This window comes from Ruegeria sp. CDSA077 (assembly GCF_059612265.1).
Map to the genome: position 1 here is coordinate 1 of NZ_JBXWQG010000006.1, position 14,915 is coordinate 14,915.

General features: G+C 58.9%; 14 protein-coding genes. 6 read left to right on the top strand and 8 right to left on the bottom strand.

The features are described 5' to 3' along the window. Nucleotides 1-149 precede the first annotated feature (149 nt). A complete protein-coding gene (locus AC2FLE_RS12915; protein ID WP_496697496.1) occupies nt 150-1,349 on the bottom strand; it encodes a cytochrome-c peroxidase in 1,200 nt (399 codons plus the stop codon). 84 nt (nt 1,350-1,433) lie between these two features. On the opposite strand from AC2FLE_RS12915, the gene AC2FLE_RS12920 reads away from it, so the two are divergent. Next, complete coding sequence (locus AC2FLE_RS12920; RefSeq protein WP_496697700.1) at nt 1,434-1,904, top strand: tetratricopeptide repeat protein; 471 nt, start codon at nt 1,434-1,436, stop codon at nt 1,902-1,904. Nucleotides 1,905-1,934: 30 nt separating this feature from the next. On the opposite strand, the gene AC2FLE_RS12925 is transcribed toward AC2FLE_RS12920, so the two are convergent. The 6 genes from AC2FLE_RS12925 to AC2FLE_RS12950 are packed head-to-tail and all read right to left on the bottom strand — an operon-like array spanning nt 1,935 to nt 7,511. After that, complete coding sequence (locus tag AC2FLE_RS12925) at nt 1,935-2,996, bottom strand: TRAP transporter substrate-binding protein (protein WP_496697498.1); 1,062 nt, start codon at nt 2,994-2,996, stop codon at nt 1,935-1,937. 24 nt (nt 2,997-3,020) lie between these two features. Then, on the bottom strand, nt 3,021-4,310 hold the full coding sequence (locus tag AC2FLE_RS12930; protein ID WP_496697500.1) for a TRAP transporter large permease: 1,290 nt from the start codon (nt 4,308-4,310) through the stop codon (nt 3,021-3,023). Further along, nucleotides 4,311-4,898, bottom strand: coding sequence for a TRAP transporter small permease (locus AC2FLE_RS12935; protein ID WP_496689969.1), 588 nt, complete (start codon nt 4,896-4,898; stop codon nt 4,311-4,313). Nucleotides 4,899-4,951: 53 nt separating this feature from the next. Continuing rightward, complete coding sequence (locus AC2FLE_RS12940) at nt 4,952-5,467, bottom strand: flavin reductase family protein (protein WP_185956692.1); 516 nt, start codon at nt 5,465-5,467, stop codon at nt 4,952-4,954. Beyond that, nucleotides 5,467-6,357: an aldo/keto reductase gene (locus AC2FLE_RS12945; protein ID WP_496692572.1), complete on the bottom strand. Its 891-nt coding sequence runs from the start codon at nt 6,355-6,357 to the stop codon at nt 5,467-5,469. The genes AC2FLE_RS12940 and AC2FLE_RS12945 overlap by 1 nt, the downstream gene beginning before the upstream one ends. Further along, nucleotides 6,357-7,511, bottom strand: coding sequence for an LLM class flavin-dependent oxidoreductase (locus tag AC2FLE_RS12950; RefSeq protein ID WP_496697502.1), 1,155 nt, complete (start codon nt 7,509-7,511; stop codon nt 6,357-6,359). Before AC2FLE_RS12950 ends, AC2FLE_RS12945 begins: the two co-directional genes overlap by 1 nt. A gap of 107 nt (nt 7,512-7,618) precedes the next feature. Here AC2FLE_RS12950 and AC2FLE_RS12955 point away from each other — a divergent pair, with 107 nt between their 5' ends. The 5 genes from AC2FLE_RS12955 to AC2FLE_RS12975 all read left to right on the top strand — a co-directional run bounded on the left by AC2FLE_RS12955 (nt 7,619) and on the right by AC2FLE_RS12975 (nt 13,322). Then, nucleotides 7,619-8,329 carry a GntR family transcriptional regulator gene (locus AC2FLE_RS12955; protein WP_496697503.1) on the top strand — a complete coding sequence of 237 codons (711 nt, stop codon included), beginning with the start codon at nt 7,619-7,621 and terminating at the stop codon, nt 8,327-8,329. 12 nt (nt 8,330-8,341) lie between these two features. Continuing rightward, entirely contained in the window at nt 8,342-9,439 is a 1,098-nt protein-coding gene (locus tag AC2FLE_RS12960; RefSeq protein ID WP_496697505.1) for a Gfo/Idh/MocA family protein, read from the top strand. A gap of 184 nt (nt 9,440-9,623) precedes the next feature. Further along, nucleotides 9,624-10,805: a phosphoserine transaminase gene (locus AC2FLE_RS12965; RefSeq protein ID WP_496697507.1), complete on the top strand. Its 1,182-nt coding sequence runs from the start codon at nt 9,624-9,626 to the stop codon at nt 10,803-10,805. 65 nt (nt 10,806-10,870) lie between these two features. After that, nucleotides 10,871-12,466, top strand: a complete 1,596-nt coding sequence (gene serA / locus AC2FLE_RS12970; RefSeq protein WP_496697508.1) for a phosphoglycerate dehydrogenase — start codon at nt 10,871-10,873, stop codon at nt 12,464-12,466. A gap of 118 nt (nt 12,467-12,584) precedes the next feature. Continuing rightward, complete coding sequence (locus AC2FLE_RS12975) at nt 12,585-13,322, top strand: metallophosphoesterase family protein (RefSeq protein WP_496697509.1); 738 nt, start codon at nt 12,585-12,587, stop codon at nt 13,320-13,322. On the opposite strand, the gene AC2FLE_RS12980 is transcribed toward AC2FLE_RS12975, so the two are convergent. Then, nucleotides 13,309-14,826, bottom strand: a complete 1,518-nt coding sequence (locus tag AC2FLE_RS12980; RefSeq protein ID WP_496697511.1) for a malonate--CoA ligase — start codon at nt 14,824-14,826, stop codon at nt 13,309-13,311. The two genes, AC2FLE_RS12975 and AC2FLE_RS12980, sit on opposite strands and share 14 nt — an antisense overlap. Nucleotides 14,827-14,915: the final 89 nt, after the last annotated feature.

A 14,915-nucleotide genomic window follows, 5' to 3' on the forward strand; every position in this document is an offset into this window, starting at 1 on the left:
ACAAATACTGGTCCCCCGTCAACCGCGTCGACAACGCATACGGAGACCGAAACCTCATCTGCACATGCCCACCAATGTCCGAATACGAAGACGCAGCTGAGTAAACAGACGACAACCAGATCAGCCCCCGCTCTGGCCAGGGGCTGATCTTATGGGATGAAATTGCCAGGAACCCCAAATGGCGGCGTCTTGATGCTGGTCCCGGTCAGACCATGCAGAAATTCCACAAGACTGGCGATTTCTGCATCTGTCAGGTCAATCTCTGGGATGTCGATCCGGCTGCGTTGGCGCGCCATTTCGAACTGATCGTCCCATACCGCGAAATCAATCTGTTCCAGCCACGGAATTTCGGGCAGGGCGGCCATGTCACGGGTCCAACGCGACAGGCTGCGTTCAGGGTTGAGGTGATGGCGGATCACGCTGTCGAGATCGGGAAAGGCCCCGTTATGGCCGTATGGTGCGGTTAGAGCGACATTGCGCAGCATCGGCGTTCGAAAGCGGTAGGCATCCTCAAGCCGGTCGCTTTCGCCCATGCGGCCAACATCGCGGACATTGGGATCCCATTGCCGGGTGCGACCGGGGCCAAAGGGCGGCAGGGCCAGCGCGTGGAACTTCTGATCCGACAATAGCGGGCCGGAGTGACAGGTGGCACAGCGCGCCTTGCCGTAGAACAGGGCCATCCCGGACTTTTGGGTTGGTGTCAGAGCATCGGTGTTCCCAGCCAGATATTGATCAAACGGGCTGTCGATGCTGCGCCATTCGATGGCCATGAAAGCGGCCAGAGCATTGGCGATCTGGGTGATCGTTATGTCTTCGGATGTCTTGACTTCAGGAAAGGCTGCGATCATGGCCGGACCGTAGGCGGGGTCGGTGCGCACACGCTTGGCAAGGATCGGCCAGCCCTTGTCTATCCGGTCATGTACCGCGCCGGTTACTTCGTTTTCAGCCACATTTCCTGCCATCTCAAACTGGGATGTCATTGGAAACAGCGCCTGCGCGGCCAGCAGAGAATTCAATCCCGCGGGCAACCATTCCTGCGCCGGAGAGTTGAAGCCGTTGCCATAGACATCCGAGATACTCAGTCGTCCGTCATGGAAAACAGTATGGATGTTCTTCGCCCCGAGGTTCCAAAGGCCGGGCGAATTTCGGGGAATACGCTTGCGGATTTTGTCGGACCCAGTGCCCGGCGTGCGATCGGGGCCTAACCCCTGACCGCCTTCGCCGATGCCCAGTGACAGCCCATCGGATGTGCCGAAATCCGGGTGGTGGCAATGGGCACAGGCGATGTTTTGATTGCCCGACAGGATCGGATCGTAAAACAGTTGATGACCAATGGCGGCCTGTTCCATATCAAAGGACAGGAAATCATCATCGGTCAGCGGGCGTGGCAGCTCTTGCGCTGCGGCCGCACCGGCGAAAAGGAAAGCAATCCCATGCGCCAGTTTGTATTTGCCCTTTGCCTGTTTGCGGCCCCGGCGCTGGCCGAGCTGGAACAGGCGCGCGATCTGATGGAAGCCGGGGAGTTTCAGGCTGCGCGCGAGGAACTGATGCCCGCCGCACGGTCGGGCAATGCCGAGGCTGAAGAGCTGATCGGGGTAATGTACGGGCTGGGTCTGGGGGTTGAGCAGGATTACGAGCGCGCGTTTGAGTGGTATCTGCGCGCCTCGATGAAGGGGCATCCGGGGGCACAATCGGGGATCGGCTGGTATTATGAGTTGGGTCTGGGAATGCCCGCGCCCGATCTGGTGCGGGCGTATATGTGGTACACGCTCAGCGCTATTGGTGGCGATCCCGATGCGGCAATCAGCCTTGAGGAAGTAGTCAAGAAAATGTCGCCGGAGCAGATCGAAAAAGCGCATGTTCTGGTCAACGACTACAAGGGGTGGATGTACCCGTTTCGGTAAGGGCCGGGCTCGAAAGCCCGGCACCATGGCTTAGTTCAGGTCCGCATCGCGGGATGCGTTCACATCCGCCTCAGCTGCGGCAACAGCCTCGGTCAGGGCGGTGAACACTTCGTCCCCGCGCGCCACGTTGGACTGGAACCAGGCATAAACCGGGGTCGCGGCCTCTTTGAACGCGGCTTTCTGATCGGGTGTCGGCACATAGAGGTCGCCGCCACCGGCGACGAAATCCTCATAGGCCTGGATCGACTTGCGCTTGGGCGACGCGAACGTGGCCTGCTGCAGCGCATAGAACCCGTCGACCACCACGCGGCGCATGTCTTCGGGCATCTCCTGGAACTTGGCGTTATTCATCCACCACAGAGCGCCCATATAGGCATGGCCGTCCAGGGTGACATATTGCAGGCCTGCATCGGGGAATTTCATGCCCATGATGTCGGTGATGCCGTTCTTGGACCCTTCAACCACACCGGTTTGAAAGCTGGTGAACAGTTCCGGCCACGGGATCGGGGTGGGCGATGCACCCAGTGCTTTAACCAGCTCTTGTGGCAGGTCAGCGACCACGGTGCGGATTTTCAACCCTTCCATATCAGCTGGTTCAGCCACGCGACGCTGGGTGTTGGCAAAGTTGCGCCAGCCACCAGTGTTGCCGATGGTCATCAGACGGATCGCGCCACCGGAATCCTCAAGCGCCATGTCGCGCATCTGGCGGGTGAAATCACCGGACAGAACATGCTCGGCAATCCGGTCATCCGCCATCAGGTAAGGCAGGTCGAGGACCTGAACATAGGGAAAGATGCCCGACGCCCCGCCTGAGGTCGAGATATAGATGTCGATGGTGCCATCAGCCACGCCCTGCAGGCATTCCGCGCCGTTCGAACACAGCTGCGTACCGATGAACAGCTCGACCTCGATCGCGCCGTTCGAAGCGGCTTCGACATAGTTTTTGAAAACGATCAGACCGTCATAATCCTCGTCATTTTCGTTCGAGTTGGCCGTGGCGCGCAGCGTATAATCTGCTGCCGTGGCCACGATGGCTGATGCGGCGACCAGCGACGTGGCCACCGCTGCGGTTTTGATAAAGGTTCTTAGCATGCGTTTCCTCCCTGTGGAACTCAGTTAGTTGGCAAATCCCGTTATCCTCGGGATCGTCATGGATAATGCGGGGATGTAAGTGATCAGAAAGATCACGATGATTTCAACGGCCAGAAACGGCAGGATCGCCTTGGCAATGGTTTCAACCTTTTCGCGCGACACGGCTGCGGCCACGAACAGCACCAGCCCCATGGGCGGTGTGGCCAGACCAACGGTCAAATTGACGCTCATGATGATGGCAAAGTGGATCGGGTCGACGCCGAGGCTGGTAAAGATCGGTCCCAGGATCGGCCCAAGAATGATGATCGCAGGCCCGGCATCCAGAAACATGCCGACAACGAACAAGAGCAGGTTGATCAGAAACAGCAGGATCAGCGGGTTTTCCGACAGGCTGAGGATCAGCGAGGCCAGCTGTTCTGGCGCATGGCTGAGGCTGACCACGGTTTTGAACGCCATCGCCGCCCCCACCAGCAGCAGAACGACGGCGGAGGTCAGGCCGGCATTGCTGAGGATCTCGGGCACTTCTTTGAGCGTCAGGGTGCGCAGGATGAAAAAGCCGATCAGAAAGGCATAGCCGACGGCCACCGCTGCGGCTTCGGTAGGTGTAAAGATACCGCCCAGAATACCACCCAGAATGATCACCGGAGTCAGCAGTGGAAAGAACGCCTTGAGGCTGGCCTGACCCCGTTCACTCCATGTGTATTTGCGGCTGGCAACGGGAAAATCATACTTGTCGGCCATGAATTTGATCATCAGCATCAGGCCAACGCCAACCATTACGCCCGGCACGATTCCGGCCAGAAACAGCGCCGCAACGCTTTCTCCCATCACATAAGCGTAGATGATCATGATGCCCGAAGGCGGGATGATCGGGCCTATGACGGAACTGGCCGCCGTGATTGCCGCGGCAAATTTGCGGGTATAGCCCTGCTTCTCCATCGCCGGGATCAGCATTGAACCCAGCGCTGATGTATCCGCCACGGCAGAGCCTGAAAGTCCCGCAAACAGGATCGAGCTGAGCACGTTCACATGCGCCAACCCGCCGCGAAAATGGCCCATCAAGGCTTGGCTGAATTCCACCAGACGGATGGTTATCCCGCCGCGGTTCATTAGCTCTCCGGCCAGCATGAAGAAAGGGATTGCCATCAGGGGAAAGCTGTCCATGCCGTTATAAACATTGCGGTACAGCAGGGTGATGTCATTGGATTGGCCATTCAGCCACAGCAGGATACCCGGGGCGGCCAAAAGGGCGAAAAAGACCGGCAGGCCGATCATCAGAAAGACAAGGAAGGTGGGCAGGAACCAAATCAACATCTATTCAGCCCCCACCGGTGCGTCGGCAATTTCAGGCAGCAGGTCTGCGCCCCCCAATAGCGAGACAATCGCGCGCAGGATCAGCTCGACATTTACTACGATCAGAAGGGCCACCCCCACCAGCAGCGAGGCCATCATCCAGCTACGCGGGACGCGGTACCATTCGTCAAAGCCAAATGAGGTAGGAATATACAAGGCGGCGGTTGCGAATTTGCCCCCGAACCCGGTCACTTCGGACCAGCCGATCTTAACCGCCACCAGCAGCACTGCCAGTGACACGAACAGCAGCGCGAGCATCAGTATCTGTCCCAATACGCGCGGAAGCATCAGGGGCACCATGTCGATGGCCACGAACCCGCCGCGGCGAAATGCGGTCGGGGCCATCAGACCCGTCATCCAGAGCATGCAGAACCGGGCGGCCTCATCCGGCCAGGGCAGTGCGTTGCCTAGCACATATCGGAAGAATACCTGAATCAGGATTGCGGTCACCATGAATGCAATCGCAACGACGCCAACCGCGCGGCCCAATCGCAGCACGGTTTCGTTCACGAATGCAATCGGCGCCAGCATCGTTGCCAGTCCGCCCATGCGTTTCCTCCCTATGTCAGCCGCGGGTTTGTCCCGCAGTCGTCAGAGCGCGCTTAGGACTGCGCGAATTGGCCGAGTTTTCCGGCATAGAAGGTCAGCGCGTCTCCATCGCTTATGCTGGCCTTCAGGACTTTGCCCACCACGATCACATGATCGCCTGCGTCGTGATAAGCGTGTTGTTCACATTCAAACCGTGCCAGACAATCCGGCAGCAGAGGGGTGCCATTCGAGCAATGCCCATGGGCGATGTCCCGCAGCGCAAAGGCGTTTTTCGAGCAGCCGAAACACAGCTCGGCCTGTTCAGAGGACAATACATGAACGCTGAAATGGCGCGCCTTGTGGAAATAGGGGAAGCGGCGCGAGTTGCGGTCGCCGGCCCACATGATCAGGGGCGGGTCCAGCGACAGGGACGAAAAACTGTTGGCGGTGATGCAGACCGGACCGTCCGTGCTGTTGCAGGTGACGATGGTAACTCCGGTGGCAAAGCGGCCAAACGCATCGCGCAGGGTTCGGGTGTCATCCTTGTGTGGGATGAAAGTATGGTTCATGTCCTGAGACATTGCATTCATCATGGTACCTCATGGCCCAGTGCGGCCTCATAAAGGCGGTACCAACTCTCGCGATCCAGATTGACTTTCAAGGCGTCCGAAATCTGTTTGATCCGGCCCAGATTGTTGGTGCCCAGCACCGGCAGGATGCCTGCAGGATGTGCCAGAAGGAAGGCCACGGCCACTGCGGCCCGGTCCACTCCGAATTCCGCCGCGATCTCATCCGCGACCACGCCGACCGGAGGGTTCCCGGCCATCAGCAGTCCGCCGCCCAACGGCGACCACGCCATCACCGGCTGCCCATGCTGTTGATGAAACGCCAGGTCGCCATTGGTGAAGGGGCGGATTTCGCCCAACGAGATCTCGATCTGGTTGGTGACCAGTTGGGTCTTCATCGCTGATTGCAGCAGGGTCCAGTCCCACGGGCGGAAATTCGATACGCCAACCGCGCCCACCTTGCCGCTGGCCACGACCTCGTCCAGCGCTGCGCCAGTCTCATGGTGGTCCATGAAGGGATCAGGGCGGTGGATCAGTAGCAGGTCGACATGGTCGATTGCCATCTCGGTCAGCGAGGTTTCAACCGATTTCAGGATATGCGCGCGCGATGTGTCATAATATTTGACCTTGGCGTCTGCGTATCGGCCCATCGGCGCAACGATGTCGCATTTGGTGACGATCTCCATCCGCGCGCGCAGCGCCGGGTTGGCGCGCAGGGCGTTGCCCAAAACCGCCTCGGCTGCGTAACCGCCATAGATGTCGGCCTGATCGAATGTGGTGATGCCCTGATCCAGGCAGGCTTGTATCTTGGCTTCGACATGATCCGCCGAGGTGTCACTGTCATCACCCAAGCGCCACATGCCGTATACCAGACGGCTCATTTCCAGCGTGTCTGAAAGCTTTACACGTTGCATTAGCGGCGAACTCCGTTGCCCAGCGGGGTGGCTGGGATGGTTTTGGGCACGCGTCCGTATTCCTCGGGAAGCGAGCAGGTTTTCAGGTTGGGCATCACGCGGGCACCGAAATGGCGGGCCTCGTCCAGATGTGGATAGCCCGAGAAGATGAAGGCGCGGATGCCCATCTTTTGATAGTCTTCAATCTTGGTCATGACCTGATCGGTGGAGCCCACAAGCGCTGCGCCGCAGCCAGACCGCGCCCGGCCCACGCCTGTCCAGAGACCAGGTTCGACATAGCCGTATTCATCCGCCAGATCGCGGTTTTTGGCCTGATGCGCCACACCTAGCGAGGTGGAATCCAGCGCCCGTTCGCGGATGGCGCGACCGTATTCGTCGTCCAGCTTGGATACGATGTAATCAGCGTATTCCTGCGCTTCGGCCTCGGTATCGCGAACGATCATGTGAACGCGCAAGCCGTAATCCAGTGTCCGGTTGTAATTCTCGGCTACCGCATGAACCGCCTGCATCCGCCCGGCCAGTTGATCCTTGGTTTCTGGCCACATCAGATAGACATCGCAATGCTCTCCGCACAGTTCGAGCGCAGATGGGGAATAGCCGCCGAAATACAACAGTGGTCCGCCGGTCTGATAGGGTTTGGCTGGATCGGTGGTCAGGCCCGAGAATTTATAGACCTCGCCCGCATGGTTGATCTCATCCCGCGTCCAAGCCTGTTTCAGGATTTCGACGACTTCGCGCGAGCGTTGATAACGGAACGCGCTGTCTGCCTTTTCACCAGGGAAATCGGACGAGATGATGTTGACCGTCAAGCGCCCCTGCAACATGTGATCCAGCGTCGCGATTGTGCGGGCCAGCATGATGGGCTGCATTTCACCGCAACGCACCGCGGCCAGCAGGTTGATCTTGTCGGTGATCGGTGCGCATCCAGCAACAAAGCTGAGCGTGTCCTGACCGACCTGATAGGATGACGGGCACAGGATGTTGCGAAACCCCTGTGCCTCGGCCTCTTTCACGATGGCGGAACAGTGGTCCCAGCTGGACCGCAGATCGCCATCGGGCATCCCCAGAAACTGATAGTCATCCGAACACAGAGCCGAAAACCACGAGACCTCGGCCGCGTTCAGATCGGGGGAGGTGATTGGTACGATCGTCATCTGAGTCGGTCTCCGCAATGGATTTGCTTTTTCTCTTGCGTAGCAATCACATTGATGTAGATCAATAGTGTATCAATTTTTCCTGTGACCAATCGAAGCGCCCCGACGTGCCCCCCACAAGCCGAAACCCCAATGCCCTTCCGATATATGTTCAGATTGCAGAACTGCTGATCCGCGATATTGCGGCCGGCCGTCTGATTGACGGTGAGCGCCTGCCGCCGGAACGGGACATGGCGGCGGACCTGAATGTCTCGGTCGGAACCCTGCGAAAATCGCTGTCCGAGCTTGAGAAAAAAGGGATGTTGGAACGCATTCAGGGCTCGGGCAATTACATCCGTGAGACCGGAACGCAGAACAGCGTCTATGCGATGTTCCGGCTTGAGCTGCCCGAAGGGGGCGGTTTGCCAAGCGCGGATATCCTGTCGGTCGATCATCTGGAAAAGCCTGCCAATCTGCCCGGGTTCGGAGCCGCGGCCACGGGGTCGCGCGTGCGCCGGATGCGCTATTTGAATGACACAATCATCGCGGTCGAAGAGATATGGCTCGACGAATCAGTGGGTTTGATCGACGGCGACCTGCTGTCTGACTCGCTGTATCGCTATTATCAGCAGCAGTTGGGGTTCTGGATCACGCGGGCCGAAGACAGGGTTTCAATCGCGGTGCTGCCCGATTGGACACCGACGGGCTTCACCAAGCCCGTCGGGCAGACAGTCGGGTATATCGAGCGGTTCAGCTGGTCAGAACAGGCCGAACCCGTCGAATTCTCTAAAACTTGGTTCGATCCGGATCGGGCTACCTATGTTCAACGCTTGAAGTAAAAGGAAACGCGCATGACCCGGACCATCAATTACGGGCTGATCGGATGCGGCATGATGGGGCAGGAGCACCTGCACAATATCGCTCTGCTGGATGGCACGCGCGTGGCGGCAATCTATGAGCCCGACCCGCAGATGGCCCACGCCGCGCAAGAGATCGCGCCCGAGGCTGTGATGGTGGGGTCGGTGGCTGACCTTCTCGCGGTAAAGGATCTGGATTGCCTCGTCATCGCCAGCCCGAACCACCTGCATGTGGATCAGATCTGCGACATCGCGGCGATGCGCCCACTGCCCCTGTTGGTGGAAAAGCCGCTTTTCACCGATCCGCAGGATGCGGCGCGGCTGGAAATGGTGCAGCGTGACTATCCCCATCCAATCTGGGTGGCGATGGAATATCGCTATATGCCTCCGATTGCCGCTTTGATCAAAGGGCTCCATTCCACCGGCGGGGTGAAGATGCTGACGATCCGGGAACATCGTTTTCCCTTTCTGGAAAAAGTCGGCAACTGGAACCGATTCAACCGCAATACCGGCGGTACATTTGTCGAGAAATGCTGCCATTTCTTCGACCTGATGCGGCTGATCCTTGGGTCCGATCCGGTGCGGATCACCGCCAGCGGTGGGCAGGCGGTAAACCATCTGGACGAAAGCTATGATGGGGAAACGCCGGATATTCTGGATCACGGTTATGTTCTGGTTGATTTCGCCAACGGCACGCGGGCGATGCTGGAACTGTGCATGTTCGCCGAAGGATCGCGGTACCAAGAGGAAATCTCGGCCACAGGACCGCAGGCCAAGATCGAGGCGCTGGTGCCGGGGCCGGGGCGGTTCTGGCCCGATCATCTGGGTGAGCCGCCGGTTCCACAGGTGATTGTCAGCCCGCGCGCCCCGAAAGGGCCGGTGTCGCAAGACATCCCCGTCGATCCGCGCCTGCTGGCTGCCGGGGATCATAACGGATCGACCTATTACCAGCATCAGGGGTTCCTGGCGCTTGTCCGCGGCGAAAGGGCCGCGCCGGATGTGACGCTGCAGGATGGGCTTTGGGCCGTGCGCATGGGGCTGGCAGCGCAACAGTCGCTGGCAACCGGAGAGGCCGTTCGACTGAACGGCTAAGCCACGGCCACCGGTGACGGAATTGCGCCTATCGGAAACCTGCTCCCCGGATTCGCACGTAAACCCGTGTCGTTTTTGATTTCTGATGAGTCTTTTTCGCTTGCTGATGCTGCGTCTGCACCCTAGCTCTGTCCGTGGGACACCCCTCCCCAACGAGGGGCGTGTATCTGGAAGGGTAATACACATGACTATCGAACAACCGGCGTCGCATGACGCCGTGCGCAAACCTGAAACGCGGCCGGCAAATCCGCGCTTTTCCTCGGGCCCCTGCGCCAAACCCCCCACATTTGACCTGACCAAACTGGCTGACGCCGCGCTTGGCCGTTCGCATCGCGCTGCTGTTGGCAAGGACAAGCTGAAAGCGGCCATCGAAGGTACGCGTGAAGTGCTGGGCATTCCAGCAGATTACAAGATCGGCATCGTTCCCGCGTCTGACACCGGCGCGGTTGAGATGGCGCTGTGGTCGCTGTTGGGTGAGCGCAAGGTCGAGATGCTGGCCTGGGAAAGTTTTGGCGCGGGATGGATCACGGATGTGGTCAAGCAGCTAAAAATCGACGCCGAAGTGAAAACAGCCGATTATGGGCAGATCATCGATCTGGCCTCGGTCGACTTCTTCCATGACGTGGTCTTTACATGGAACGGCACAACTTCGGGCGTGCGGGTGCCAAACGGTGACTGGATCGCGGATGACCGTCAGGGTTTGACGATCTGCGATGCGACTTCGGCGGCCTTCGCGATGGACCTGCCGTGGGACAAGTTGGATGTGACCACGTTTAGCTGGCAGAAAGTTCTGGGCGGAGAGGCGGCGCATGGGATGCTGATCCTTTCCCCGCGCGCTGTGGAGCGGCTTGAAAGCTATACCCCCGCATGGCCATTGCCCAAGATTTTCCGCCTGACCAAGGGCGGTAAGCTGATCGATGGTATCTTTACTGGCGCCACGATCAACACCCCGTCGATGCTGGCGGTTGAGGACTATCTGTTTGCATTGGACTGGGCGCGCTCGGTTGGTGGTCTGCAGGGATTGATTGGCCGGGCCGATGCGAATGCCGGTGCGGTGTATGCGTTCTGCGAGCAGAATGACTGGATCGCCAACCTGGCTGACGAGCCGGCGACGCAGTCGAATACGTCTGTCTGTCTGAAATTCACCGATGCGCGCATTCGGGACGGCGCAGCCTTCGCCAAGGCCGTTGCAAAGCGGTTGGAGGCCGAGAATATCGCGTTGGATATCGGGGCTTATCGCGACGCACCTGCGGGTCTGCGTATCTGGTGCGGCGGCACGGTCGAAACTTCGGATATCGAAGCGATGTTGCCCTGGCTAGCCTGGGCCTTCGAGGCTGAGCTCGCAGCACAAACCGAAGCCGCCTGATCTTTCCCAATCTTCACCGGGCCGCCTCAGGCCCGGACATCTCATTACATTCAAGGACCACAGACATGGCTCCCAAAGTACTCGTTTCTGACAAACTCAGTGAAACCGCTGTTCAGATTTTCCGCGACCGCGGCATCGACGTGGATTTCATGCCCGATCTGGGCAAGGACAAAGATAAACTGGCCGAAGTGATTGGCCAATATGACGGCCTTGCCATCCGCTCGGCCACCAAGGTCACGCCGACCTTGCTGGAACATGCGGACAAGCTGAAAGTCATAGGTCGCGCCGGCATCGGCACCGACAATGTCGACAAGGATGCCGCCAGCAAGAAGGGCGTCATCGTGATGAACACGCCGTTTGGCAACATGATCACCACAGCCGAGCACGCGATTGCGATGATGTTCGCCGTGGCGCGGCAAATCCCCGAGGCCAGCACTTCGACCCATGCGGGCAAATGGGAAAAGTCTAAGTTCATGGGGATCGAGCTGACCAACAAGACCTTGGGCGTCATTGGTGCGGGCAATATCGGCGGGATCGTCTGCGAACGCGCCCTGGGCCTGAAAATGAAGGTTGTCGCCTATGATCCCTATCTGGGCGAAGAGAAAGCCGCCAAGATGGGTGTTGAAAAGGTTGAACTGGATGAGCTGCTGTCGCGTGCCGATTTTATCACCTTGCATGTGCCGCTGACCGATCAGACTCGCAACATCCTCAGCCGCGAAAATCTGGCCAAGACCAAGCCCGGCGTGCGCATCGTCAACTGTGCCCGTGGTGGTCTGGTCGACGAAGAGGCGCTGGCCGAGATGTTGCAATCCGGCCATGTCGCCGGGGCCGCCTTTGACGTGTTCAGCGAGGAACCTGCCAAGGAAAACGCGCTGTTCAACCTGCCCAACGTCGTCTGCACGCCGCATCTGGGGGCCGCAACGACCGAGGCGCAGGAAAACGTGGCGCTGCAGGTGGCTGAGCAGATCTCGAACTACCTGCTGACCGGCGCGGTTGAGAACGCGCTGAACATGCCGTCCGTCACCGCCGAAGAGGCCAAGGTCATGGGCCCGTGGATCAAATTGGCCGGGCATCTGGGCGGATTCATTGGTCAGATGACGGATGAGCCGATCAAAGCGATCAACATCCTGTATGATGGTGTTGCGTCAGAGATGAATCTTGCCGCTTTGAACTGCTCGGCTGTTGCCGGGATCATGAAGAAGTTCAATCCCGAGGTGAACATGGTTTCGGCCCCGGTTGTGGCCAAGGAACGTGGTATTCAGATTTCGACCACCAATCAGGACAAGTCTGGCGCCTTCGAGGGCTATATCAAGGTGACTGTCGTGACCGAGAAACGCGAGCGTTCGATCGGCGGAACCGTGTTCAGTGATGGCAAGCCGCGCTTCATTCAGATCAAAGGCATCAATATCGACGCCGAGGTGGGCGCGCACATGCTTTATACCACAAACGAAGATGTGCCGGGTATCATCGGTGCGTTGGGCCAGGCCATGGGTGAGCACAGCGTCAATATCGCGAACTTCACCCTCGGACGCGCCGAGGCAGGGGGGGAGGCGATCGCCTTGCTTTATGTTGATGAACCCGTACCAGCCGAGGCGCGGGCAAAGCTGGCCGAAACCGGCCTGTTCACGCAAATCAAACCGCTGGAGTTCGACGTTGCCTGAGGCGGTGTTGAATATCTGAGACACTTCATACCCGCGTCTTCCAAGGCGTGGGTATTTTCTTTTCCCGGCCGCCAAGACGCGTCACAAGCAGGGTGTTCCTGTTGATTTAGGGTTTTCCATGTCCTCGCCAATTTATGCAATCGGTGACATCCACGGCCAGCTCGGCATGCTGCAGGTTGCGCTGTCGCGGATCGAGGCCGATGGCGGGCCAGATGCAAAGATCGTGTTTCTGGGTGACTATGTCGACCGGGGCCCGGACAGCCGCGCTGTGCTGGACCTGCTGATCGAAGGCCAAAAAGCGGGGCGCAACTGGGTCATGGTCAAGGGCAACCACGACCGCATGATGGCCCGCTTTGTGCAGGACCGAGAAATCGCGGACAAGCAGCTGCCCATCACGCTGAACTGGCTGAACCCTCGGCTGGGTGGCGGGGAAACGCTGGCCTCCTACGGGGTGGAAGTCACGGACAATGACCGCATCTATCAGGTCCATGAACGGGCCTGTGCCGCCGTACCGCCAGCACATCTGGATTTCATCAACGCTTTGCCAGTTTACCATCAAGAGGATGAGCTGCTGTTCGTCCACGCTGGCATCAGGCCCGGTCTTCCACTGTCGCAGCAATCCGAAGATGACCTGGTTTGGATACGGCAGGAATTTTTGGTTGAATCTGGCCCGCACCCCTGGCTGATCGTGCATGGTCACACCCCTGTGGATGCGGCGGAACATTGCGGCAATCGGATCAATTTGGATGCGGGCGCGGGCTATGGTCATCCGTTGGCCACTGCCGTGTTCGAGGGCCGTGATTGCTGGTTGCTGACCGCACAGGGGCGCGCGCCGCTGAGACCTAGTCTTCGGTAAACAGGTCTTTGTAAGCTTCGCGCAGCGCGTTTTTTTGTACTTTGCCCATCGTATTGCGCGGCAATTCGTTCAGCACGATCAGCTTGCGGGGATGTTTGAATCGCGCCAGTTGGGTCTGTGTGCTTGCCATGATGGCCTCGAGGTCGGGCGACTTGTTTGGTTCGGCTACCAACAGGCCCAACACGGTTTCGCCGAAATCCGGATGGGGCACGCCGATGACTGCGCTTTCCAGAACACCGAGCTGGTCGTCCAGCACCAGTTCGACCTCTTTGGGATAGATGTTGTACCCGCCCGAGATGATCAGGTCCTTGCCGCGTCCGACGATATGGACATAGCCGTCCGCGTCCACACGTCCAAGGTCGCCGGTGATAAAGAACCCGTCCTCGCGCAACTCTGCTGCGGTCTTCTCGGGCATTTCCCAATAGCCCTGAAAGACGTTGGGGCCACGCACCTCGATCATGCCGATTTCGCCCTGTGGCAAGGTTTCACCCGTCTCAGAGTCGGTCACTTTGAGCTCAACGCCCGGCAAGGGGAACCCCACGGATCCGGCGCGGCGTTCACCGTCATAGGGGTTCGAAGTGTTCATGTTGGTCTCGGTCATACCGTAGCGTTCAAGAATGCGGTGCCCGGTGCGGGCTTCAAACTGCTGATGCGTTTCGGCCAGCATTGGGGCCGAGCCCGAGATGAACAGCCGCATATGACGTGCCAGATCGCCGGTGAACCGGTCGTCATCCAACAGACGGGTGTAGAAGGTCGGAACCCCCATCATCGCGGTTGCATCAGGCAAATGCCGCAGTACCTCATCCTGATCGAATTTCGGCAGAAAGATCATCGACCCGCCCGAAGCCAGTACCACGTTGGTTGCCACGAACAGCCCATGAGTGTGAAAGATTGGCAGAGCATGCAGCAACACGTCATCGTCGGTAAACCGCCATTCCCGTACCAATGTTTCGGCATTCGACAGCAGATTGGCCTGTGACAACATCGCGCCCTTGGATCGGCCGGTCGTGCCGGACGTGTACAGGAAGGCGGCCAGATCATCCTCGGTGCGGTTGACCGGCTCGAAAGCAGGCAGCATACCCAGAGCACGCCGCATCAGGCTGCCGGATCCATCAGCGTTTAGCGTTTCAAGTCGTGCCTTCTGGGCGGCGGCGACGGGTGCCAGTCCAGCCTTATTTACATCATCGCAGACCACCAGCGCAGCGCCGCTGTTTTCGATGAAATAGCTCAGTTCGCTGACCGTATAGGCAGTGTTGAGTGGCAGAAAAACCAGACCGGTCTGCACACAAGCAGCAAACAGCGCAAGCGCTTCGGGCGACTTTTCCACCTGAACCGCAACGCGTTGTCCGGGTTCGAGCTCAAAGCCGATTAGGGTATTGGCCAACCGAGAGGCCATGTCCAAGAATTCAGAATGGGTCAGCACCTGACCGTTGGGCAGATGCAGGAAAGGCGTCTCTTTGCCCGCGTGTATGCCAAACAAGCGATCGTAAAGCGGGTTGCCCATCTACCAAGGTCCTTTCTGTCCAGTCCCGGCGAATCTGTCTTGGAATGGCGTGCTGGTAAAGCCCTGAATGGCGCAATCGGTCGCCGTTC

What these genes read in the sequence shown, in the direction of transcription:
- AC2FLE_RS12915 (WP_496697496.1), bottom strand. Translation starts at nt 1,349, where the DNA reads ATGGAACAGGCCGCCATTGGTCATCAACTGTTTTACGATCCGATCCTG.
- serA (WP_496697508.1), top strand. Translation starts at nt 10,871, where the DNA reads ATGGCTCCCAAAGTACTCGTTTCTGACAAACTCAGTGAAACCGCTGTT.
- AC2FLE_RS12950 (WP_496697502.1), bottom strand. Translation starts at nt 7,511, where the DNA reads ATGACGATCGTACCAATCACCTCCCCCGATCTGAACGCGGCCGAGGTC.
- AC2FLE_RS12940 (WP_185956692.1), bottom strand. Translation starts at nt 5,467, where the DNA reads ATGAATGCAATGTCTCAGGACATGAACCATACTTTCATCCCACACAAG.
- AC2FLE_RS12920 (WP_496697700.1), top strand. Translation starts at nt 1,434, where the DNA reads ATGCGCCAGTTTGTATTTGCCCTTTGCCTGTTTGCGGCCCCGGCGCTG.
- AC2FLE_RS12975 (WP_496697509.1), top strand. Translation starts at nt 12,585, where the DNA reads ATGTCCTCGCCAATTTATGCAATCGGTGACATCCACGGCCAGCTCGGC.
- AC2FLE_RS12945 (WP_496692572.1), bottom strand. Translation starts at nt 6,357, where the DNA reads ATGCAACGTGTAAAGCTTTCAGACACGCTGGAAATGAGCCGTCTGGTA.
- AC2FLE_RS12980 (WP_496697511.1), bottom strand. Translation starts at nt 14,826, where the DNA reads ATGGGCAACCCGCTTTACGATCGCTTGTTTGGCATACACGCGGGCAAA.
- AC2FLE_RS12965 (WP_496697507.1), top strand. Translation starts at nt 9,624, where the DNA reads ATGACTATCGAACAACCGGCGTCGCATGACGCCGTGCGCAAACCTGAA.
- AC2FLE_RS12960 (WP_496697505.1), top strand. Translation starts at nt 8,342, where the DNA reads ATGACCCGGACCATCAATTACGGGCTGATCGGATGCGGCATGATGGGG.
- AC2FLE_RS12930 (WP_496697500.1), bottom strand. Translation starts at nt 4,310, where the DNA reads ATGTTGATTTGGTTCCTGCCCACCTTCCTTGTCTTTCTGATGATCGGC.
- AC2FLE_RS12935 (WP_496689969.1), bottom strand. Translation starts at nt 4,898, where the DNA reads ATGGGCGGACTGGCAACGATGCTGGCGCCGATTGCATTCGTGAACGAA.
- AC2FLE_RS12925 (WP_496697498.1), bottom strand. Translation starts at nt 2,996, where the DNA reads ATGCTAAGAACCTTTATCAAAACCGCAGCGGTGGCCACGTCGCTGGTC.